Origin of the sequence: Archangium lipolyticum (assembly GCF_024623785.1) — a bacterium.
Classification (GTDB): Bacteria; Myxococcota; Myxococcia; order Myxococcales; family Myxococcaceae; genus Archangium; species Archangium lipolyticum.
Map to the genome: position 1 here is coordinate 125,298 of NZ_JANKBZ010000026.1, position 20,698 is coordinate 145,995.

General features: G+C 68.6%; 16 protein-coding genes. 9 read left to right on the forward strand and 7 right to left on the reverse strand.

What is annotated here, in order from left to right:
• Positions 1-6 precede the first annotated feature (6 nt).
• Genes NR810_RS38325 through NR810_RS38335 form a run of 3 tightly spaced genes read left to right on the forward strand, consistent with a single transcriptional unit; the run spans position 7 to position 2,632 of the window.
• Positions 7-897, forward strand: a complete 891-nt coding sequence (locus NR810_RS38325) for a tetratricopeptide repeat protein (protein ID WP_257459872.1) — start codon at positions 7-9, stop codon at positions 895-897.
• 5 nt (positions 898-902) lie between these two features.
• Entirely contained in the window at positions 903-1,865 is a 963-nt protein-coding gene (locus NR810_RS38330) for an ABC transporter ATP-binding protein (RefSeq protein ID WP_257459873.1), read from the forward strand.
• Positions 1,865-2,632: an ABC transporter permease gene (locus NR810_RS38335; protein WP_257459876.1), complete on the forward strand. Its 768-nt coding sequence runs from the start codon at positions 1,865-1,867 to the stop codon at positions 2,630-2,632. Before NR810_RS38330 ends, NR810_RS38335 begins: the two co-directional genes overlap by 1 nt.
• A gap of 28 nt (positions 2,633-2,660) precedes the next feature.
• Here NR810_RS38335 and NR810_RS38340 read toward each other — a convergent pair whose 3' ends face one another.
• The 6 genes from NR810_RS38340 to NR810_RS38365 all read right to left on the reverse strand — a co-directional run bounded on the left by NR810_RS38340 (position 2,661) and on the right by NR810_RS38365 (position 10,964).
• Entirely contained in the window at positions 2,661-4,046 is a 1,386-nt protein-coding gene (locus NR810_RS38340) for a sigma-54-dependent transcriptional regulator (protein WP_257459940.1), read from the reverse strand.
• Positions 4,047-4,066: 20 nt separating this feature from the next.
• Complete coding sequence (locus tag NR810_RS38345) at positions 4,067-5,695, reverse strand: two-component system sensor histidine kinase NtrB (protein WP_326522536.1); 1,629 nt, start codon at positions 5,693-5,695, stop codon at positions 4,067-4,069.
• Positions 5,682-6,941 carry a type II secretion system F family protein gene (locus NR810_RS38350; RefSeq protein ID WP_257459879.1) on the reverse strand — a complete coding sequence of 420 codons (1,260 nt, stop codon included), beginning with the start codon at positions 6,939-6,941 and terminating at the stop codon, positions 5,682-5,684. The genes NR810_RS38345 and NR810_RS38350 overlap by 14 nt, the downstream gene beginning before the upstream one ends.
• Positions 6,942-6,992: 51 nt before the next feature.
• Complete coding sequence (locus tag NR810_RS38355; RefSeq protein WP_257459881.1) at positions 6,993-8,102, reverse strand: type IV pilus twitching motility protein PilT; 1,110 nt, start codon at positions 8,100-8,102, stop codon at positions 6,993-6,995.
• A 48-nt stretch (positions 8,103-8,150) separates the two neighbouring features.
• The gene (gene pilB, locus NR810_RS38360; RefSeq protein ID WP_257459882.1) at positions 8,151-9,854 is read right to left on the reverse strand and encodes a type IV-A pilus assembly ATPase PilB; all 1,704 of its coding nucleotides are present in this window, start codon (positions 9,852-9,854) and stop codon (positions 8,151-8,153) included.
• A 186-nt stretch (positions 9,855-10,040) separates the two neighbouring features.
• Positions 10,041-10,964 carry a bifunctional riboflavin kinase/FAD synthetase gene (locus NR810_RS38365; protein WP_257459883.1) on the reverse strand — a complete coding sequence of 308 codons (924 nt, stop codon included), beginning with the start codon at positions 10,962-10,964 and terminating at the stop codon, positions 10,041-10,043.
• A 91-nt stretch (positions 10,965-11,055) separates the two neighbouring features.
• Between NR810_RS38365 and trmB the strand changes: the two genes are divergently transcribed.
• The 5 genes from trmB to NR810_RS38390 all read left to right on the forward strand — a co-directional run bounded on the left by trmB (position 11,056) and on the right by NR810_RS38390 (position 15,116).
• Positions 11,056-11,676 carry a tRNA (guanine(46)-N(7))-methyltransferase TrmB gene (gene trmB / locus NR810_RS38370; RefSeq protein WP_257459884.1) on the forward strand — a complete coding sequence of 207 codons (621 nt, stop codon included), beginning with the start codon at positions 11,056-11,058 and terminating at the stop codon, positions 11,674-11,676.
• A gap of 197 nt (positions 11,677-11,873) precedes the next feature.
• The gene (locus tag NR810_RS38375; protein ID WP_306818883.1) at positions 11,874-12,950 is read left to right on the forward strand and encodes a diguanylate cyclase; all 1,077 of its coding nucleotides are present in this window, start codon (positions 11,874-11,876) and stop codon (positions 12,948-12,950) included.
• Between the two features lie 46 nt (positions 12,951-12,996).
• Positions 12,997-13,413: a nuclear transport factor 2 family protein gene (locus tag NR810_RS38380; protein WP_257459887.1), complete on the forward strand. Its 417-nt coding sequence runs from the start codon at positions 12,997-12,999 to the stop codon at positions 13,411-13,413.
• Positions 13,414-13,829: 416 nt separating this feature from the next.
• Positions 13,830-14,672, forward strand: a complete 843-nt coding sequence (locus NR810_RS38385) for a hypothetical protein (RefSeq protein ID WP_257459888.1) — start codon at positions 13,830-13,832, stop codon at positions 14,670-14,672.
• Positions 14,673-14,687: 15 nt separating this feature from the next.
• Complete coding sequence (locus NR810_RS38390) at positions 14,688-15,116, forward strand: cupredoxin domain-containing protein (RefSeq protein WP_257459889.1); 429 nt, start codon at positions 14,688-14,690, stop codon at positions 15,114-15,116.
• 65 nt (positions 15,117-15,181) lie between these two features.
• Here the strand turns inward: NR810_RS38390 and NR810_RS38395 are convergent, their stop codons facing one another.
• Complete coding sequence (locus NR810_RS38395; protein WP_257459892.1) at positions 15,182-16,708, reverse strand: DUF4153 domain-containing protein; 1,527 nt, start codon at positions 16,706-16,708, stop codon at positions 15,182-15,184.
• A gap of 316 nt (positions 16,709-17,024) precedes the next feature.
• Here NR810_RS38395 and NR810_RS38400 point away from each other — a divergent pair, with 316 nt between their 5' ends.
• A complete protein-coding gene (locus NR810_RS38400) occupies positions 17,025-19,976 on the forward strand; it encodes a helicase C-terminal domain-containing protein (protein ID WP_257459893.1) in 2,952 nt (983 codons plus the stop codon).
• Positions 19,977-20,698 lie beyond the last annotated feature (722 nt).

Genomic DNA, 20,698 nt, shown 5'->3' on the forward strand with positions numbered 1-20,698 from the left:
CCAATCATGATGAGGACACGAGCCCCCCTTCTTCCCCTGATCGTCGGTGTCATCTGCCTGGGCGCAGTGGCCGTGCTGGCCGCCCCTCCGCGCAAGCCGCCGCGAGGTCCCCACCAGGAGCCGATGCTGCCTCGCAAGGAGGTCCTTCAGGTGGTGGGGCGCAGTCAGCTGCCCCTCCTCGTGGACTACCTGTGGATCCAACTCCTCCAGGAGACCGGACGGGCGAGGACCGCCGAGGAGTACCTCGACATCTACCCCTACGCGGATCTCATCACCGACCTGGATCCCCAGTTCGACACCGTCTACCGCTTCGCGGGTAGCGCCCTGCCCACCAATCTCGGACGGGAGACGTGGGTGAACACGGAGGAGTCGACCCGCCTGCTGCGCAAGGGCCTGCCTCTCTTCCCGGATGATGTGCGGCTGCTGATGCTGCTGGCCTACAACCTGAGCACCTTCCACAAGCAGTACCGGGAGGCCGCCCAGGTCCTGGAGCAGGCCTCCAAGCTCCCCGGCGCTCCCGAGTACCTCTCCGCCCTGGCCACTCGCCTCTACGCCCAGTCGGGCGAAGTGGAGGCGGGCATGGCCCTGGCCCAGTCGCTGGTCGAATCCGCGGAGGACGAGGAGACGCGGGCCGCTTTCGAACAACGCATCCGCGATCTGGAGATGGAGGCGCAGTTGCAGCGGGTGGACAAGGCCATCGCCACCTTCCGGGAGAACTTCGGCGTCGCGCCCCCAGACATCCAGACACTCCTGTGGCTGGGCTTCCTGGACCGGCCTCCGCATGATCCCGCCGGAGGCGGCTTCTTCCTCGGCTACGACGAGCGTGCCTACTCGGAGACGCAGCGCCGCCGACTCGAGATCTTCACCCCCGGCGATCGGGGCTACCAGTGGAACTGAGCGCCATGGACTCCAACGCGCCCATCGAAATCCGAAACCTCTCCAAGACCTACCGGCTCGGCTTCTTGATGAACCGTCAGGTCCGCGCCCTTCAGTCGCTGGATCTCACGTTGATGCCGGGTCAGGTGTACGGACTGCTCGGCCCCAACGGAGCCGGCAAGTCCACCACCATCAAGATCCTGATGAACCTGGTGCGCGCTTCCGAGGGGGAGGCCCGCATCTTCGGCCTGCCGCCGAACGACAAGGAAGCGCGGCGCCGCGTGGGCTACGTGCCCGAGAACCCGGCACCGTACGAGTACCTCACCGGCCGCGAGTTCGTCACGCTCTCGGGACGGCTGGCTGGCATGAGCGGCAAGGAGCTGGATGACCGCGTCTCCAAGGTCCTGGGCATGGTGGAGATGGAGCGCACGGCCCACCTGCAGATCCGCCGCTACAGCAAGGGCATGGTGCAGCGCGTGGCGCTGGCCCAGGCGTTGGTGAGCCGGCCCTCGCTGCTCATCCTCGACGAGCCCACCTCGGGCCTGGATCCGGTGGGACGCCGGCAGATCCGCGACCTCATCCTCGAGGAGCGCGAGCGCGGCACCACCATCCTCTTCTGCACGCACATCATCCCGGACGTGGAGGCGCTGTGCGAGCGGGTGGCGGTGCTGGTGGGAGGACGGCGGGTGCGTGAGGGAAGCGTGGCCGAGCTGCTCAGCTCCGAGACGACGCAGGTGGAGCTGACGGTGGAAGGACTGCCGCGGGAGAGCATCCAGGCGCTGGGTGTTCCGCTGGAGTCCTCGCAGACCCTGGACAGCCGCGTGATGCTGCGCGTGCGCGAGTCGGAGTCGCAACCGCTGCTCAAGAAGCTGCTGGAGGCGGGAGCACGGGTGACGAAGCTGCAACCCGCCCGCTTCTCACTCGAAGACCTCTTCCTGCGCGCGCTCGAGGAAGCGCGGCAAGGCCCCGTTGGAGGGGAGATCTCCTGATGAATCCCTTCATCGCCCTGGCGTTCAATGGCTTCCGCGAAGCCCGCCGCAACCGCATCACCCTGGTGGTGGGCGTCTTCGCCCTCATCCTGCTGCTGTCCAGCACGCTGGTCGTGGCGGTCACCGTCACCACCTTCGAGCGCGTCCTCACCGACATGGGTCTGGGCGCCATGAGCCTCACCCTGTCACTGCTCGCCATCTTCCTGTCCAGCGGACTGCTGTCGCGGGAGATCGAACGGCGCACCATCTTCCTGATGGTGTCCAAGCCCATCTCGCGCGGTGCCTTCCTGGTGGGACGGCTGGTCGGCAACATGCTCACCCTGACGGTGCTGCTGGCGGCCATGAGCGTGCTGTTCTTCCTGCTGATGGCCGGCTACGGCTACCCCGTCACCTCCGCACACCTCACCGCCATCGTCATGCTGTGGTTCGAGCTGTGGGTGCTCAGTGGCGTGGGCTTCCTGATGTCGAGCTTCTCCAGCCAGGCGGTGTCCGCCTTCGTGACGGTGAGCCTCTACTTCGCCGGGCACCTGGCGGGTGACATCTACAAGCTGGCGCAGAAGTCCGAGAGCGGGCTCATCCAGAAGGTGGGCCGGGCCGCCTACTACCTGCTGCCGGACCTGGAGCGGCTCAACTACCGCCCCCATGCCACCTACGGCGTGGTCACCCGTATGGGCGAGTTGCTGCCCTCCGCGGGCTACGCCCTCGCCTTCACGGGCGTGCTGGTGTCCCTGGCCGTCCTCCTCTTCAACAGGCGGGACTTCCGCTAGGCCGCCCGGAGCGGGACGGCGAGGCGCATCACGGCTCGTCGTCCTGGTCGGACAGTCCGTGCTTGGCCAGACGGTAGCGGAAGGAGCGGAACGTCAGTCCGAGCAGATCCGCCGCCCGCGTCTTCACCCCGCCCGCCTGGGCCATGGCGGCCACCAGGTAGCGCCGCTCGGCATCATCCAGGTGGCGCTCCAGCGAGAAGCCGGCGCCGAGTGACACCTGTCCCTGCTCCGCCGAGGGCCGCTCCGGCTCCCCTCGCAGCGAGGGAGGCAGCGCGGCCAGCGTCAGCACGTCCCCATCCGCCAGCGTGGCCGCGCGCTCGACGATGTTCTCCAACTGGCGCACGTTGCCGGGGAAGGCGTAGGAGGACAGTACGGACATGGCCTCCGGGGAGAAGCGCAGCCCCAGCCGCCCCAACTCCTTGCGCTGCCGCTCGAGGAAGTGCTCGGCGAGCAGGGGAATGTCGCTGGCGCGCTCTCGCAGGGGCGGCAGCTCCAGCGTGATGACGTTGAGACGGTAGAAGAGATCCTCGCGGAAGCGCCCCGCCTTCACCTCGGCCTCCAGACGCTTGTTGGTGGCCGCCAGCACGCGCGCGTGGAAGGGCACCTCCGACGCGCTGCCCACCGGCTTCACCTTCTTCTCCTGGAGCACGCGCAGCAGCTTCACCTGGGTGGCCGGCGGTATCTCGCCGATCTCGTCGAGGAATACCGTCCCCTCCCCCGCGTGCACGAGCAGGCCCGGCCGCTCCTGCGTGGCGCCAGTGAAGGCCCCCTTCACGTGGCCGAAGAGCTCACTCTCCAGCACGCCCTCGTTGAGCGCCGCGCAGTTGACGGGGAGGAAGGGCTGGCCGGCACGCGGGCTCTTGAGATGGATGGCCTTGGCGATGAGCTCCTTGCCCGTCCCGCTCTCACCGTGGATGAGGACTGTGGAGCGGGTGGGCGCCACCTTCTCCACCAGGTTCCACACCGCCCGCATCCGCTCGCTGCGGCCCACCCCGATGACGCCCGCCCCGGGCACCAGGTGCTCGCGCAGCGAGACGTTCTCCCGGCGCAGCTCGCGCTTCTCCAGCGCCTTCTGCACCAGCAGCTTGAGCTCCTCGTTGTCGAAGGGCTTGCCGATGTAGTCGTACGCCCCCTCGCGCATGGCCTCCACCGCCGAGGCCGCCGTGCCGAAGGCGGTGATGACGATGACCTCGGGCGGCTCGGCCAGGGCTCGCGCCCCGCGCAGCACGTCCATGCCACTCTGCGAGGCCCCCAGCTTCATGTCGGTGATGACCAGGTCCACCGGCTTGGAGCCCAGCACCTCCCTGGCCGCCCGTACGCTGTCCGCGCACGTCACCTGATAGCCCGCCCGGGTGAGCAGCACCTCCAGGAACTCGCGCATCGACAGCTCATCGTCCACCACCAGGATGTGCACGGCCACGCTCTCCCTTCCCCTCAACCCTGCAGGGGCAACTGAATGAGGAACTCGGTGCCCTCCCGCGGAGAGGAGGACACCCGGATGTTGCCACCATGTGCCCGCACGATGGAGTACGCAGTGGACAGTCCCAACCCGGTGCCGCCCTCCCGGGTGCTGAAGAAGGGCTCGAAGATGCGCGACAGGTCCGAGGCGGGAATGCTGCCGGCCGAGTCCCAGATGCGCAGCAAGGCTTGCTCCCCCAGGGCCTCCAACGACACCCGCACCCCGCCTCCCTCGCCGGCCGCCTGGAAGGCGTTGCGCAGGATGTTGATGAGGACCTGCCGGAGCTGGTCCGCGTCCACCGGCACGCGCAGGGGTGCCAGTACCGTCTCCACCCGCACCTGCCGGGCGATCGGATCCGCCCTCAGCATGTCCACCGTCTCCGCCACCAGCACCTCCAGCTCCAACTCCTGCTTGTTGGGTGGTGGTGGCCGGGCGAAGCGCAGGAAATCCTCCACCAGCTTGGAGAGCCGGTCCGACTCGCGCAGCAATATCGCCACCAGCCTGGCCGAGCCCGGGTCCGTCCCCGGATCCTGCACCAGCAGCTGCGCCGAGCCCCGCATGGCCGCCAGCGGGTTGCGAATCTCATGCGCCAGCTGGGCGGCCAGCGTCCCCAGGGACGCCAGCCGGTCCGCGCGCTTCAGGTCCTCCTCGATGCGGCGCAGCTCGGTGAGATCCTGGAAGACGATGAGCGTCCCCAGCTCGCTGCCCTCCAGCTCCGTCACCGTCAACCCCAGCGTGCGCAGGCCGGACGACGTGCGGACCGTCAGCTCCCTGCGGCGCAGGCGGACATCCGGCCCCAGCGCTCCCGGTAGCAGCGCCTCCACGTGCGTGCCCGGCGCCAACCGCGACTCCAGCGACAGGATGGAGATGGCGGCACGGTTGACGAAGGTGACGGCTCCGGCCGCGTTGCAGGTGATGAGCCCCGAGGGCATGCAGGCGAGGATCTGCCGCTGCAGGACGTCCAACCGCTTGAGGTCCGCCACGCGCGCGGACAGCTGGCCACCGGTCGCCGACAGCTGGCGCGCCAGGTAGCCCGCCAGCACGGCGATGAGGAAGAGGGCCAGGACGTTGCTGGCCATCAGGAAGGCGAACCGGCCTCGCGTCGGGGTGGTGGCGCTGATGGGCGGCACCAACCAGTTGAACTTCACCGCCACCAGCAGCGAGGCGTAGGCGAGCGCGCCAGCCCCCGCGGAGATGAGTGCTCCCCGGCCATCCAGCACCATGCTCGCGACGATGACCGTCAGCAGGTAGAGGAAGGTGAAGGGGCTGTCCCCCACGCCCGTGAGGAACACGAGCGCCGAGGCGATGACCAGGTCCCCCACCACCTGTACCGCCGCCGCCACCCGGCCCACCTCGCCCCGGCGCAGCATGAGGCCATAGACGAGGGTGAAGACGTACACGAGCCCGATGACCGCGAAGGACAGCATGTCCACGCGGCTGGGCTCTTCGAGAGGCTGGACGAACAGGCGGACGGCGACGGCGATCAACGACAGGCTGACGGCCACCGTGCGGAACACGGTGAGCCAGATCAGCCGCGTGCGAAGCGCGTCCGCCTCGGGCGGAGCGGCGAGGACCAGACGGCCGCCGACGCTACTTGACGGCACCGGCGATGGAGAAGATGGGCAGGTACATGGCGATGAGGAAGCCACCGACCACGCCGCCCAGGAACACCATGAGGAGCGGTTCGATCATCGACGTGAGGGCCGCGACCGCCGTGTCCACCTCGTCGTCGTAGAAGTCGGCGATCTTGTTGAGCATCGTGTCCATGGCGCCCGTGGCCTCGCCCACGCCGATCATCTGCACCACCATGGGCGGGAACACCTTCGTCTCCAGCAGCGGACCGGCGATGTTCTTGCCCTCGGCGATCTTCCCGCGCACGAAGTAGATGGCCTCTTCCACCGTGCGGTTACCGGCCGTCTTCGCCGTCACGTCCAGCGCGTCCAGGATGGGCACGCCCGAGGAGATCATCGTGCCGAGCGTCCGGGTGAAGCGCGCCACCGCCACCTTGCGGATGACGGGCCCGAAGAGCGGCGCCATCAGGAAGACCTTGTCCCAGAACCGCCGGCCCTGCGGGTGACGGTACGAGTACGTGAAGGAGACGGCCGCGAGGACGACGGCGCCGAAGGCGTGCAGGTAGTACTCCTGCGCCACGGCGGACAGGTCCACCACGAACTGGGTGGGCGCGGGCAGCGCCTGACCGAAGTCCTTGAACATCTTCTCGAACGTCGGCGTCACCTTGAGGAGCAGCAGCGCCGTCACGCCGAAGGCCACCAGGATGACGATGGCCGGGTAGGTCATCGCGCCCTTGACCTTGCGCTTGAGCTTCTCGTTCTTCTCGCGGTAGGCCGCGAGGCGGTTGAGGATGGTATCGAGGATACCGCCCACCTCACCCGCGGCGCACAGCTGGACGAAGAGCTCGTCGAACACCTTGGGGTGGTCCGCCAGCGCGTCCGCGAAGGTGGAGCCCTGCTCCACCTTGGTCTTGATGGCGAACACGACCTTGCGGAAGGCCGGGTTGTCCATCTGGCTGCCCAGGATGTCGAGGCACTGCACCAGCGGCAGGCCGGCGTCGATCATCGTGGCGAACTGACGGGTGAAGATGAGGATGTCCTTGCCCGTCACGCCTCCGGCCAGGAAGCCCAGGTCAAGGTTGGAATCCAGCATCCCCTTGCGGCGGACCTTGACCGGATTGAGACCGAGCGACTTGAGGCGCGCGTTGACCGCCTCGATGTCGGCGGCCTCCATCTCGCCCTTCTTGGTCTCACCAGACTTGGTCTTGGCCTCCCAGAGGAACTGGGCCGTGTTCTTGGACTTCTGGGGTGCAGCTTTCTGAGTCGCCGTTGCAGCCATACAGCCCTCCGAGGGGGACGCGAGTCTATCCCCGCGGTTGAATTTCGCGAATTACCGTGCGCCCGGTCCAGCCGGACGCTGACCAGGCATGCCAGCGGCGCCGGCACCCGACAGGATATTGCGCAGCTCGTCCGGGTCGCTCGAGCGTCCGAAGGCCTCGTCCTGGCTGATGAGGCGCCGCGCCAGCAGCGCCGCCAGGGCCTGATTGAAGGTCTGCATGCCGAACTTGGCCTGACCCACCTGCATCGCCGAGTACACCTGGTGCACCTTGTCCTCGCGGATGAGGTTGCGGATGGCGGGGTTGGGGATCATCACCTCCAGCGCCAGCACGCGGCCCGGGGAGCCCGCCTTGGCGATGAGCGCCTGGCTCATCACGCCTTCCAGCACGAACGACAGCTGCGCTCGCACCTGCGGCTGCTGGTAGGGCGGGAACACGTCCAGCACGCGGTTGATGGTCTGCACCGCGCTGTTGGTGTGCAGCGTGGCGTAGCAGGTGTGGCCCGTCTCGGCGATGACGAGCGCCGCCTCGATGGTCTCCAGGTCGCGGAGCTCGCCCACCAGCACCACGTCCGGATCCTGGCGGAGGATGTACTTGAGCGCCGTCTTGAAGCTGCGCGTGTCGGCACCCACCTCGCGCTGGTTCACCAGGCAGTTCTTGTGCGGGTGCAGGTACTCGATCGGATCCTCGATCGTCATGATGTGCTCATGACGGTCGGTGTTGATCTTGTCGACCATCGACGCCAGCGTGGTGGACTTGCCCGAGCCCGTGGGACCCGTCACCAGGATGAGGCCGCGCGGCTTCTTCACCAGCTCGGCCACCACGGGAGGCAGGCCGAGCTCCTGGAACGTGAGGATCTTGAAGGGAATGGTGCGGAAGGCACCGGCCACCGCGCCGCGCTGCATGTAGATGTTGGCGCGGAAGCGGGACAGCCCCTTCACACCGAAGGACAGGTCGAGCTCGTTCTCCTCCTCGAACTTGTGCTTCTGAGCGTCCGTGAGGATGGAGTAGCAGAGCTGCTTGGTCTCCACCGGGGTGAGCTGGGCCGTCTTGAGCGGCACCAGCTCGCCGTCCACGCGGAGCTGGGGCGGGGAGCCGGTGGTGATGTGGAGGTCGGAAGCGCCCTTCTCGACCATCGCCTTGAGCAGCTGATGCAGATTCACGAAAACCGTCCTTCGGAAAGGTGGGGGATGCCGGGGGGGTAGAGCGGGTTAGAAGTTGTCGGGCGCCGTGTTGGCCACCACCTCGTCCAACGTGGTGACGCCGTCCATCATCTTCGCCAGAGCCGACATGCGCAGAGAGCTCATACCCAGGCGGATGGCCTCCTGCTTCAGCTCGGCGGCGGAGGCGCCGTTGATGACCAGCTCCTTGAGGCCGTCCCAGAAGGGCATGACCTCGTAGATGGCCACGCGGCCACGGTAGCCGCGGTCGTTGCAGTCGCGGCAGCCGACCTTCTCGTACATGGTGAAGGTGCCGAGCTTCTCCGCGGGCACGCCCGCGTTGAGCAGGGCCTGCTCGTCCACGTTCTCCGCCGGCCGCTTGCAGGCGGGGCACAGGCGGCGCGCCAGACGCTGGGCGAGAATCAGGTTGAGCGAGGCCGTCACGAGGAAGGGCTCGATGCCCATGTTGAGCAGACGGCTCACCGTGCCAGGGGCGTCGTTGGTGTGCAGCGTGGAGAGCACCAGGTGGCCCGTGAGCGCCGCCTTCACCGCGATTTCGCCCGTCTCGAAGTCGCGGATCTCACCGATCATGATGATGTCGGGATCCTGACGGAGGAAGGAGCGCAGCGCCGCGGCGAAGTTCAGGCCGATGTCTTCATGCATCTGCACCTGGTTGATGCCGGCGAAGTTGAACTCGACCGGGTCCTCGGCGGTGGCGATGTTGGTGTCGATCTGGTTGAGCGACGCGAGCGCCGAGTACAGCGTCGTCGTCTTGCCGGAGCCCGTGGGACCCGTCACCAGCACCATGCCGTAGGGACGCTCGATGGCCTCCTTGAACCAGGCCAGCGGCTGCGGATCGAAGCCCAGCTTCGTCATGTCCAGCTGGAGGTTCGACTTGTCCAGGAGGCGGAGCACCACCTTCTCGCCGAAGAGCGTGGGGCACACGCTCACGCGGAAGTCCATCTCCTTGCCACCGCCGAGCTTGATCTTGATACGGCCGTCCTGCGGCAGGCGGCGCTCGGAGATGTCCAGGTCCGCCATGATCTTCAGACGGCTGGTGATGGCGTTCTTGAGCTTCATCGGCGGACGCATCACCTCGTAGAGGGAGCCGTCGATGCGGAAGCGGACGCGGAAGTCCTTCTCGTAGGGCTCGACGTGGATGTCCGAGGCGCGCTTCTTGATGGCGTCCTGGAGGATGAGGTTCACCAGCTTGACGACGGGGGCGTCGTCCGCGGCGCGGGCCATCTCCTCGATGTTGCCCTCCTCCTCCTCCTTGGCCACCTCGATGTCCTCGGCGATCTCGTCGACGAGGGCGTTCATGTCCGGGCCCTTCTCGGCGTAGTAGCGCTCGATGGCCTCGCGGATGGAGATTTCGGAAGCGACCACCGGCTCCACGTTGTAGCCGGTGAGGAACTTCAGGTCGTCCACCGCGTAGATGTTGGACGGATCGCACATCGCCACGATGAGCGAGGGGCCGGCGCGGTTGACGGGGATCACCAGGTGCTTCTCGGCCACTTCCTTCGGCACGAGCTTGATGATCTCCGCGTCGATGTCGAAGTCCTTCAGGTTGATGGCCGGAACGCCGTACTGCTTGGAGAGGAAGTCGGTGAGCTTGGACTCCTCGATGGCGCCCGTCTTGATGAGGGCCGTGCCAATGCGCGTGCCGTTCTTCTGCTGCTCTTCCTGGGCCTTGCGCAACTGCTGGACGGAAATGAGGTTCTCGCGAACCAGCAGTTCACCAAGTCGACCGGACATTCAAAAGCCTCGAGCGTTGGGATGACTGAATGGCGCCCGGCGCGTGACGACGCGAACGGACACCCGAGATGCGCGAAAACAAGAGCGCATGAGACTGTTGGATTAAAGGAAGTGACGCGCAACCCTGTCAAGGCGGCGCCCCGGACTCCCTTCCCCACCAAGTCGTTGAATCCGTTCGGGAAAATTTCAGTCGGACGCCCGGGCGATCACCGTCCGGGCAGCCTCGACGTCCCTCTTGATCTGCCCCACCAGTTCCGCTACCGACCCGAACCGGCGCTCGGCGCGCAGCCGCTCCAGGAACTGCACCCGCAGCTCCTTGCCATACAGGTCCCCCTCGAAGTCCAACAGGTGCGCCTCGATGGTGACCTCGTTGACCCCGAAGGTGGGTTTGACACCGATATTGGCCACACCCGGACGCCAGGTGGAATCCGGTTCGCCGAGGAAGCGGACGCGGATGGCGTACACGCCAGCGGCCGGGCGCAGCTCGTTCTGGGTGTCCACGTTGGCGGTGGGGAAGCCGATGCCCCGGCCCCGGCCGTGACCGGTGACGACGGTGCCGTCCAGGTCGAACGGCCGCCCCAGGAGCCGCTGCGCGGCCCCCACCCGGCCCTCGAGGATGTACTCGCGTACCTTGGAGGACGAGGCCACCACCCCATCCACCGTGACGGGAGGTACCACGTGCACCTGGGCGCCCCGGGCGGCGGCGGCCTCGCGCAGGGTGTCCGCCGTGCCGGCGCGGGCGGCCCCGTAGGTGAAGTCGTAGCCCACCACGATGTGGCGCGCGCCCACCACGTCCAGCAGCGAGGCCTCGAAGTCGCGCGGCGAGTGGCGGGCGTACTCCAGCGTGAAGGGCTGCACCACCGCCGCCTCCAGCCCGAAGGACTCGAAGAGCTCCAGCTTGCGCGGCAGCAGGGTGATGAGCTTGGGGGCCAGCTCCGGCTGGAGCACCTTGCCCGGGTGGGGTTGGAAGGTGAGCGCGGCGGGAGCGCCGTGGCGCCGGGCCTCGGCGAAGAGGGCCTGGTGGCCCAGGTGCACCCCGTCGAAATTACCCAGCGCGAGCGCACAGCCGGCCAGCTCCCGCGCCTCCGTGACACCGTGGAAGACCTTCATGGAGCGCCGGTATAGCGCCAAAGCCGTCGCTTTGCCCTGGTCAGACCGCCCCACCCCGTGAGAAGAGGCGCCCCAGCGTCACGCATCCGTCATGCCCCGTCCCCGTCTGCTCCCCGATCCCGTCGGCCTGCATCTGGCCAACCTCGAAACTCCACCCGACTGGGATGCGGAGTTCGGCTTCTCCGGCCCCCTGGAGCTGGAAATCGGCTCCGGCGCTGGCGGCCACGCGCTGGAGTATTGCCGGCGCCACCCCGAGGTGCGCTTCGTCGCCTTCGAGTGGCGCAAGAAGTACGCGCGAGACACCCTGGACCGCGCCACCAAGATGGGCCTGCGCAACCTGCGCGTCATGGAGGCCGACGCGCGCTTCGTGGTGCCGCGCATCTTCGCCTCGGGCTCGCTGGACGTCATCCACCTGCAGTTCCCCGACCCCTGGTGGAAGCGCGCCCACTTCAAGCGCGCCGTCATCCAGCCCGAGTTCGCCCGTCTCCTGCTGGACCGGATGAAGCCGGGCGGCCTCTTCGACATGCGCACGGACGTGCAGGACCGCGGCGTCGCCATGCTGGCCATCCTCGAGGACGTCGGCTTCGTCAATCCGCTCGGCAAGGGGGTGTTCCACCCCTATGACCCCGAGGAGGTCCCCTCCACGCGCGAGCGGCGCTACCTGGCCAGCGGCGAGCCCGTGTACCGCGGCCGTCTGCGCAAACCCACCTGAGGCGTCACCACCTTCTCCCACTTCCCGTCGACCGGGAGTGATGTAGGCGGAGGTATACGCCACTCGTCCCGCTCCAGCCGGGTCCACGGCTCCCGCCCCAGCGGGCTGGCGGGCGAGTGACTTGGCAGCACGTCCCTTCCGGGAAAGAATCGGCGGACCTCGGAAGTCCGAAAAGCACCCAGGTGAACGGCAGCGATATGGCGGACGGCTCGATCAGGAAGACGGGAGAGACAGTCCGCCGCACCGGCTCCACGACCTCGTACGCCAACCGCACCATCCTGGTCGTCGATGACGATCCGGCCAACATCACGCACGTGCGCGAGGGCCTGGCCTCACACGGCTACCGCTTCCGCGAGGCGCTCGACGGAGCCGAGGCGCTGCGCTCCGTGCGCGAGGTCCGCCCGGACCTCATCATCATGGACGTGGAGATGCCACGGCTGGGCGGAGTGGAGGTGTGCCGCATCATCAAGGCCAACGGGGGCGAGGGCGGCTTCGGCTTCATCCCCATCATCCTGGTGACGGCGCGGCAGGCGGGAGGAAAGATCGAAGGCCTGGAGCTGGGGGCGGACGACTACCTGGTCAAGCCCTTCGACATGCTGGAGCTCTCCGCACGCGTGAAGTCCATGCTGCGCCTCAAGGCGCTGCAGGACACGCTGATGGAGAAGAACCGCGAGTTGGACCACAAGAACCGCGAGCTGGACCGGGCCAACAAGGAGCTGGCGCAGAAGCGCGAGGAGCTGCTGGCCCTCACCCGCACGGATGCGCTCACCGGCCTGAGCAACCGCCGCTACTTCGAGGAGCGGCTGGCCGAGGAGTTCGCCCGCGCCACGCGCTACCGCTCGCCGCTGGCGCTGGTGATGCTGGACATCGACCACTTCAAGCGGATCAACGACACCTACGGACACCCCTTCGGGGACGAGGTGCTGCGCACCGTGGCCCGCGCGGTGAAGGGCAAGCTGCGCGAGGTGGACTTCGTGGCGCGCTACGGCGGCGAGGAGATCATCGCCCTGCTGCCGGAGACGGGCCCCAAGGAGGCGCTCGGGGCGTGCGAGCGGGTACGCGAGGCCATCGCGGCGCTCCAACTGGAACACCGCGCCCAGGACGGCTCCCGCAAGGAGGTGCGATGCACGGCCTCCCTGGGAGTGGCCAACGCACCCGACCCGCGATGGGTGGGAGTAGAGGACCTGCTGCGCGCCGCCGACACCTGCCTCTACGAGGCCAAGGCGGCCGGCCGCAACTGCGTCCGCCAGCACAAGGAAGAGGGCTCGGGCTGACACTGCCCCTTGGCGAGCGCGGCGCTTTGGCCTAGATGGCTGATTCATGCGCCTGCTGCCCACGATGCCGCTGCTCCTGCTGGCCCTGCTGGCCCTCGGGGGGTGCGGCCGAACCGGCTTCGACACGCCCGACAAGGCCTACAGGACCTTCCACTCCCATGTGCGCAACGGGGAGTACAAGGCGGCCTGGGCGGCCCTCTCCAAGCCCACCCAGGACACCCTCCAGCAGCGGGCCCAGGCGGCGGCCCAGGCATCCGGAGGCGCGGTGAAGGCGGACCCGTTAGCCTTCTTTTTCGCGAATGTTCCTCCGCCAGCCGATGTTACGGAGGTCACGCTGGCGAGCGAGGAGGGGGACGTGGCGACGGTGGGCGTGGTTTCCTCGAGTGGAAAGAGCCAGGTCCGGATGGTTCGAGAACCGTCCGGATGGAAGGTAGACCTTACGGATTCCCTCCAGCAACCGTGAGACCAGGCCGCACCCAGGCCGCTCGCGCCTCAATCAGGTAGCATACGAACGTGAACGATCGGAAGACACGGCGGATCGCCCCCGCAGTCGAGGTCATCCGGCGCCCGGCCGCCACTCCCGGCACCCCCGCGCCCACCCCGACGCCCGCGAGCGCTGTCAGCCCGCGCCCTACCCCCACTCCCACCACGCGGCCCACGCCGACCCCGACGGCCCCTCCTACGCCGTCGTCTCCCCCGGTCCCCGTGACACCCCGCTCCGTGGTGCCCTCCACCGCCGCGCCCCGGCCCGCGCCCACCCCGACGGCCCCTCCTACGCCGTCTCCCCCGGTCCCCGTGACGCCCCGCTCCGTGGTGCCCGGCTCCGCGCCCTCGCCCCGTCCCGGCCCCTCGGCGGGCCGCGCGCCGGGGATGGGCTCGATGGGTGCCCGCCCCGGAGGTGGCTTCGGCCGCCCGAGGGCGCCCCGCCCGCCCCCCCCCCCCGAGCAGATCCTCGCGCTCGCCACCAAGGAGCACGTGCCGGCGCGCATCGCCAAGGGCGAGCTCGAGGGCAAGATGAAGTGCCGGGTGTGGCGCAAGCTGCACGCCGAGGAGGCGAAGCGCTTCGACCAGGTGTACGAGCTGATGGGCAAGAACCCGGGCCTGTCGCTCCCGGATGCCTTCGGCGTGCTGCAGAGCGGCCTGACCGTGGCCGAGTTCCTCTCGCGCAAGGAGCGCACCCAGCGCAAGGCCGCCGTGAAGCAGGCCCGCGGAGAGGTGGATGACACCTCGGTGGCCACCTTCATCAACGGGCTCCTGGAGTCGAAGACGGAGCTGGCCATCGTGCTGGGCGAGCGCACCGTGCTCGACACCGTCGCGAGCGTGGAGCCCATCTCCTTCGTGCTCGGCCGCAGCGGGCGCATGGAGAAGCTCCAGGTCGTCATGATCACCCGCCGCTCGGATTGGGAGCAGCTCACGCCCCAGCTCGAGCGCGACCAGAAGCTGGCCCAGAAGCCCGCCAACGTCGCGCGTCAGCCGGACAAGCGGCCCTACTCCGACCCCCGCCCCTTCCTCCCCCACCAGGGCGAGCTCGTGAAGCTGACGCTGCGCAACGGCATCCAGCTCTCCATGCCGCTGCGCGTGGTCGGCCGGTTCGACCTCATCGTCGGCGAGGACGGACACGAGGTCTTCATCCCCCTGCACGCGCTCGTGCGCTTCTCCCCCGCGGATGCCGCGGAGACGGACCCGGCCGACGCGTCCGACGAGCCCGGGCAGAACGACTAGCCCCGAGGAACACCGATGTCCTTCTTCTCCAAGATCATCAAGCCGCTGCTGGCCCTCGCCCTGGCGGGCGCGGTGCTGACCGCCGGGCAGGGCTGCTCCAAGCCCGCGAGCCCGCCGGCGCCCTCCAAGCCCGCCGCAACCGCCCCCGCGGCCCAGGAGGCGAAGAAGCCCGGTGAGCCGCGCACCATCGCGCTCTCCGTCACCGAGAAGGGCTACGAGCCGAGCCCCGTCACCCTCAAGCAGGGCGAGCCCGTGAAGCTGGTGCTGACCCGGACCACGGAGCAAACCTGCGCGACGGAGATCGTCCTCGAGGACTACGGCATCGACGCGAAGCTCCCCCTCAACCAGCCGGTGGAGGTGTCCTTCACCCCCACCAAGACGGGCAAGCTCGTCTACGGCTGCGCCATGGGGAAGATGATCAGCGGCGTGTTCATGGTGGAGTGAGCCCACCGGACACGGCGAGGGGGCCGGCCACCCGACGCGGGTGGAGGCCCCCTTCGTGTTTTCATTCAGTACTGGCACGGGAGCGGCCGCACCAGCTCCGACGCCCGGTGGCGCGCGAGGTGGAAGGCCGGCCAGCCTCCCGGCATGGGCTCGGTGAAGCGGCAGAACCGGCTCCGGATGTTCGTCGCGAACGTGCCCTCGGGACTGCGGGCCAGGTGCGCGGCGAGCTCCGGCGCGGCGTCCTCGGACAGCGACTGCAGCATGTAGGACTCGTCCAGCGTGGAGCCCTCCACGGAGCGCTCGAGGTTGCCGCGCGCGATGAAGGCATCCGGGTTGAGCACGTTGAGCGCCGCGAGGAAGCCGAGCGCGCCGACGAAGGCGCCGATGGCGAAGCGCTCCGGCCGCCACCACAGCGTCACCGCGCGCCAGACGAGCACCCCGGCCAGGGCCACCATGAAGACATGCGTGTACACGCGCAGGTGCGTGTAGCCGTAGGCGGACTCGTAGAGCGCCATGCGCTTCACCGCCGAGGCGAGGATGACCAGCACCAGGCCCACCATCGCCGTGCACGAGGCCCGGAAGGCGGTGAGCTGACCCTGGCTCCGCAGCCGCGTCCAGCGCGCCAGCGCCAGGCTGAGGCCCAGCGTCATCACCGACACCGTGAGCAGTTCGAAGAAGCCGCGCCTAGCGTACTCGGAATAGGTGAGCCCCGAGGGCAGGTGCGCCGCGCCGAAGAGGAAGGCGAGCTGGATGCCGGCGAAGCCCAGGAAGAGCAGGTCCACCAACCCCACGAGCGTGAGTGCCTCGGTGAAGCCCAGGCGGGGCACGGCCGGAGTGACTTCCGTCTCCCCCGCCTCGGAACCATGGCGGCGCCGTCGCAGCGCATGGGCCAGCAGGCCGAGCACCCCGAACGCGCTCCCGCCGGCGAACACCGCCCGCCAGAGCGTGTCCAGGAACGTCAGGTCCGAGCCGAAGGACAGCACCCGCCCCACCGCCTCCTCGAAGACGGCGTCCGCCGAGACGAGCAGGGCCGTGAAGATGAACAGCACGGGCACGGCGAGCAGCGCGCCGCGCAGCACCGGCATCAGCTTGGGCACCTGCGCGCGCGCCGAGGACAGGTCCACCTCCGCGCGCAACACGCCCGGCGGCAGCAGCGCGGCGCGGAAGAACGTGCCGAACACGGTGAACGGGTAGCTCCACAGCCCGAGCCGCTCCACGCGCCCGGCCGCCCAGAAGTGCATCACCAGGAGCAGCAGGAAGCCCGAGGCGAGCACGTTGAGCGTGGTGAGGAAGGGGTTGGCGCGCACGAAGACCATGCCGGAGAAGAACAGCAGCGGCACGAGCAGCCAGGAGTTGGGACGGGCCCGCTGCCAGCTCTCGCGCCCACCGAGCGCGAGCAACGCCGACACGAGGAGCACGATGAACAACGGAAACGAGACACCGAGCGCGGGTCCGTCGAAGAGCACCTCGGCGCAGACGCCCAGCCCGAGCGCCGCGAGCAACGTCGCCCGGGGACGGCGGAGACGGGGCACGGCGGGGGCCGGGGAAACCCCGGCGGTATCGGACGGGAAACCAGAAGCGGCGGTCGTCATACGGGACTCCAGGAGCGCGAGTTCGTCGCGCGGTGCAGTGCAAGGTTGAGCCCATCCGGCACCCCGGCGACGGCCTCCACGGCGAACGGTCGGTTCGCGGCACCGAGCGGTCGGACGCCCGTGGGCGTGTGTCCACGCCGCCACGGGTGCGGCCGGTGAACCGCGCTCTCTCCCCGCGTGAAGTCCACGAGCGGAAACTCCTGCTCACCCGTTCCGTTCCGGCGTCCCCCGGCGAGACTGTCCCCTCCCATCGGACCCCGGACGCCCGGTTTCTCGGCATGACGCCCGAAGACGGCTAGGCTGGCCCTTCTTCCCCATGGGCGGCGCGGCGGAACTCTTCACCCGGCACGTGTTCCTGGACCTCGAGACGACGGGGTTGGATCCGCGCGTCGACGAGGTCATCGAGCTCGGCGCCCTCTTCGTCGAGAACGGCCAGGTCGTGGACAAGTACGTCCACTTCTTCGCCGCCTCGCGCCCCCTCCCCCTCACCATCCGCCGCCTCACGGGCATCGAGGACGCGATGCTCGCCGGCCAGCCCCGGCTCGCGCAGAAGGTGCCCGAGCTGCGCAAGCGGCTCGCCGGCTGGACGGTGGTGGCCCACAACGCCTCCTTCGAGAAGGGCTTCCTCCCGGACCTGCTGGGCCCCATCCGCGCCCCGGTGCTCGACTCGTGCGAGCTGATGCACTACCTGCACCCGGAGCTGTCCAGCCACTCGCTGGAGGCCCTGCTGCGCTGGGCCGGCAAGGGCCCTCGCTCGCGGCACCGCGCCATGACGGACTGCGAGGCCACCCACGCCGTGCTGGTGCACGCCATGGAGGGCTGCATCCGCGACGGGCGCGCCGATGACCTCGCCGACCTGCTGGAGACGTTGGATCCGCGCGCCTCGCTGCGGCTCGCGCAGATAGAAGCCGGCGAGGCCGGGCTGGAGGAGTTGGAGGGAGACATCGACCCGGAGGCGAGACCCCTCGTCTCGGTGCTCACCGGCCTGTGGAACCTGTGCCGGAAACACTCCGCCCCGTTGAAGCTGGAGGCCACGGGCTTCCTCCCCGGCCGCCCCGAGCGCCTGCGCACCAATGGCACGAAGCCGCCTCCCGAGCCGGAAGAGGACACCCCGGTGGAGCCCGTCCGCGCCGAGGAGGTGTCGGCGCTGCTCGGCCCCGGAGGCGCCCTGGAGCGCGCGCAGGAGGGCTTCGCGGCCCGGCCCGCGCAGCTCGAGATGGCCCAGGCCGTGGCGCGCACGCTCTCCGAGGGCGGACAGCTCGCGGTGGAGGCCGGCACGGGCACGGGCAAGTCGCTGGCGTACCTGGCGCCCGCGGCCCTCTTCGCCGCTCGCAACGGGCGCAAGGTGGGCGTGGCTCCGCACACCAAGACGCTGCAGGACCAGCTCATCGAGAAGGACCTGCCCCGCCTGCACCGCGCCACCGAGGGCGCCTTCTCGTACGCGCTCCTCAAGGGCCAGACGAACTACCTCTGCCGCCGCCGCGCGCTCGACATCACCCGCGTGGAGCCCGGCATGAGCCACGCCGCCCGGGCCCCCCGCGCCTATCTGCGCGCCCTGATGCGCCGCGGCCGGGAGGGAGACCTCGACCGGCTGAGCCACTGGTTCCGCGAGCGCTTCCCCGTGCTGCTCGCGCTGGCACCGGCGGTGCGCTCGGAGGCGGCCACCACGCTGGGCGAGCGCTGCCCGCATTACCACCGCTGCTACTACCACTCGGCGGTGGCCCAGGCGCGCGACGCGGACGTGCTCGTCATCAACCAGTCGCTCGCCTTCGCGTGGCCCCTGCGCTACCCGAAGCTGGACCACCTGGTGCTCGACGAGGCGCACGAGGTGGAGGACGTGGCCACCACCGCGCTCTCCTCGGAGCTGTCGGACCTGGCCTTCTCCCGCCTCACCGAGCGGCTGCACGGACGCGACGGACGGCGAGGCCTCTTCGCGGAATTGCGGCGGGCGCTGTTCGCCTCGCGGCGCGCGGAGGCCCGCGTGCTGATGAGCGAGGTGGAGAGCTCCCTGCTCTCGGTGGGCGCGGCCTCGCGGGCCCTGGGCGAGCACGTGATGGGGCTGTGCGAGCCGGCCGCCACGAGCGCCTCGGAGGACGCGGACGAGTCCGCCTACGCGCCGGAGCTGCGCATTACCGGCGAGGTGCGGGCCTCCGCCGCGTGGGAGCCGGTGCGCGAGGGACTGGTGGAGGTGCGCGAGTGCCTCCAGTCCCTGCACAAGCTGCTGACGGTGGGGCTGGCGGAGGTGTTGCCGGACCTGGCGGTGAAGATTCCGCCGCTGGAGCGGGAGCTGGCGGGCGCCGTCTCGGAGGTACAGGAACTGACGACGCTGGCGTCGGAGCTGTCGGACGACCCCTCGGAGGGCCGGTGCTACGCGGCCACGGCGGTGCCTCGCAGGCAGCGCTGGAGCCTGATGGCCCAGCCGGTGAACGTGGCGGCCTATGTGTCGAGGGACTTCGCGCAACACAAGCGGGCCCTGGTGCTGGCCTCGGCCACGCTGAGCACGGGCACCGAGCGGATGCCGTACGTGCTCGGCCGGTTGGGACTGGATGGGCGCAACGAGGGGATTCCCCCGCCCCGGCTGCTGCGCGCGCCCACGCCCTTCGATCTGCGCAAGCAGGCGCTGGTGGTGCTGGTGACGGACGCGCCCCGCGCGCACGAGGAGGCCTTCATCGACTGGGCCGCGATGCGCGTGTCCGGACTGGCGCAGGTGATGGGCGGGCGCGTGCTGGGACTGTTCGCCTCCACGCGGCGGATGGAGCGCGTGGCGGATCAGGTGAAGGCGAAGCTGGAACCGCAGGGCATCGAGGTGATGCGGCAATCGCGAGGGCACGGGCGCTCGCTGGCGGCGCGGCAGGAGAAGGACACCGGCACGGTGCTGCTGGGGACGAAGAGCTTCTGGCAGGGCGTGGACATCCCCGGCCGGGGCGTGGGGTGCGTCTTCATCGACAAGCTGCCACTGGAGCCCGCCAGCCGCCCGCTGGTGGCCACGCGCGAGGAGGCGCTGGCCCGTGGAGGCAACGCGCACCTGGGCTTCCTGTACTACCGGCTGCCTCGGGCACTGCTGATGCTGCGCCAGGGCGTGGGCCGGCTCATCCGCTCGCATGGGGACCGGGGCGTGGTCGTCATCGCCGATCCTGGTCACCCCAGCTACCGGCAGTTGATCCTGGACGCGCTCGCTGGCTACCGCGTGGAGTTGCTCCCGTGGTCCGAGGCCCGCGTGCGCCTCTATGCGGCCATCGAGGAGATGGGACTCATCCGCCGAGCGTAACCCGCAGTCCAGGAGTCGTCTCTGCCATTTGAACTCAGATCGCTCGGGACTCAGCAGCACAGCGCGAAGCGGAATGATGAATTATCCACTCCATCGACAACAGCCCACTTCTCGCGGCATTACAAAATCCCAGCAGGTACGACTTCCATTGAACGCAATGCCCAAAACCGGAACTACAAAGCATGCTCCCTAGCGTCGAATGGAATGCAACAGCAGCAAATGATTAAGGAAACAACGATGAGACCAAACGGAACCTGCGCAACGATCTTCAAGGCACCTCAGCCAGCCAAACATGCTCAGCTGCGCAACGCCTGAATCTGGCGACCCAAACACACCCCAGACACAAAAACCCCATGGCTCGAGATGACTTCAACCGAGAAGTACAGCTAGTAGCCCATCGTCGCGCGGGCTCCATGTGCTCACTATGTAGGGTTCCCGTAACAGGACCTCACAATAACACATCAAAATCCATAAACATCGGGGTGGTTGCACACATCCACGCAGCAAGCCCTGGCGGCCCTCGATACAACCCCACACAATCACAAGAAGACAGATCCTCAGCAGAAAACGCAATACTCCTATGCCAGAATCACGCCACCCTCATCGATAGAGATATCGAGCGTTTTACTGTCGAGAGATTGCTCGCAATCCGCACGGCCCATGAGGAATGGGTTCTACATCAAATCACTGGCTCTCCTATATCCATCGGAACTCCCCATCCA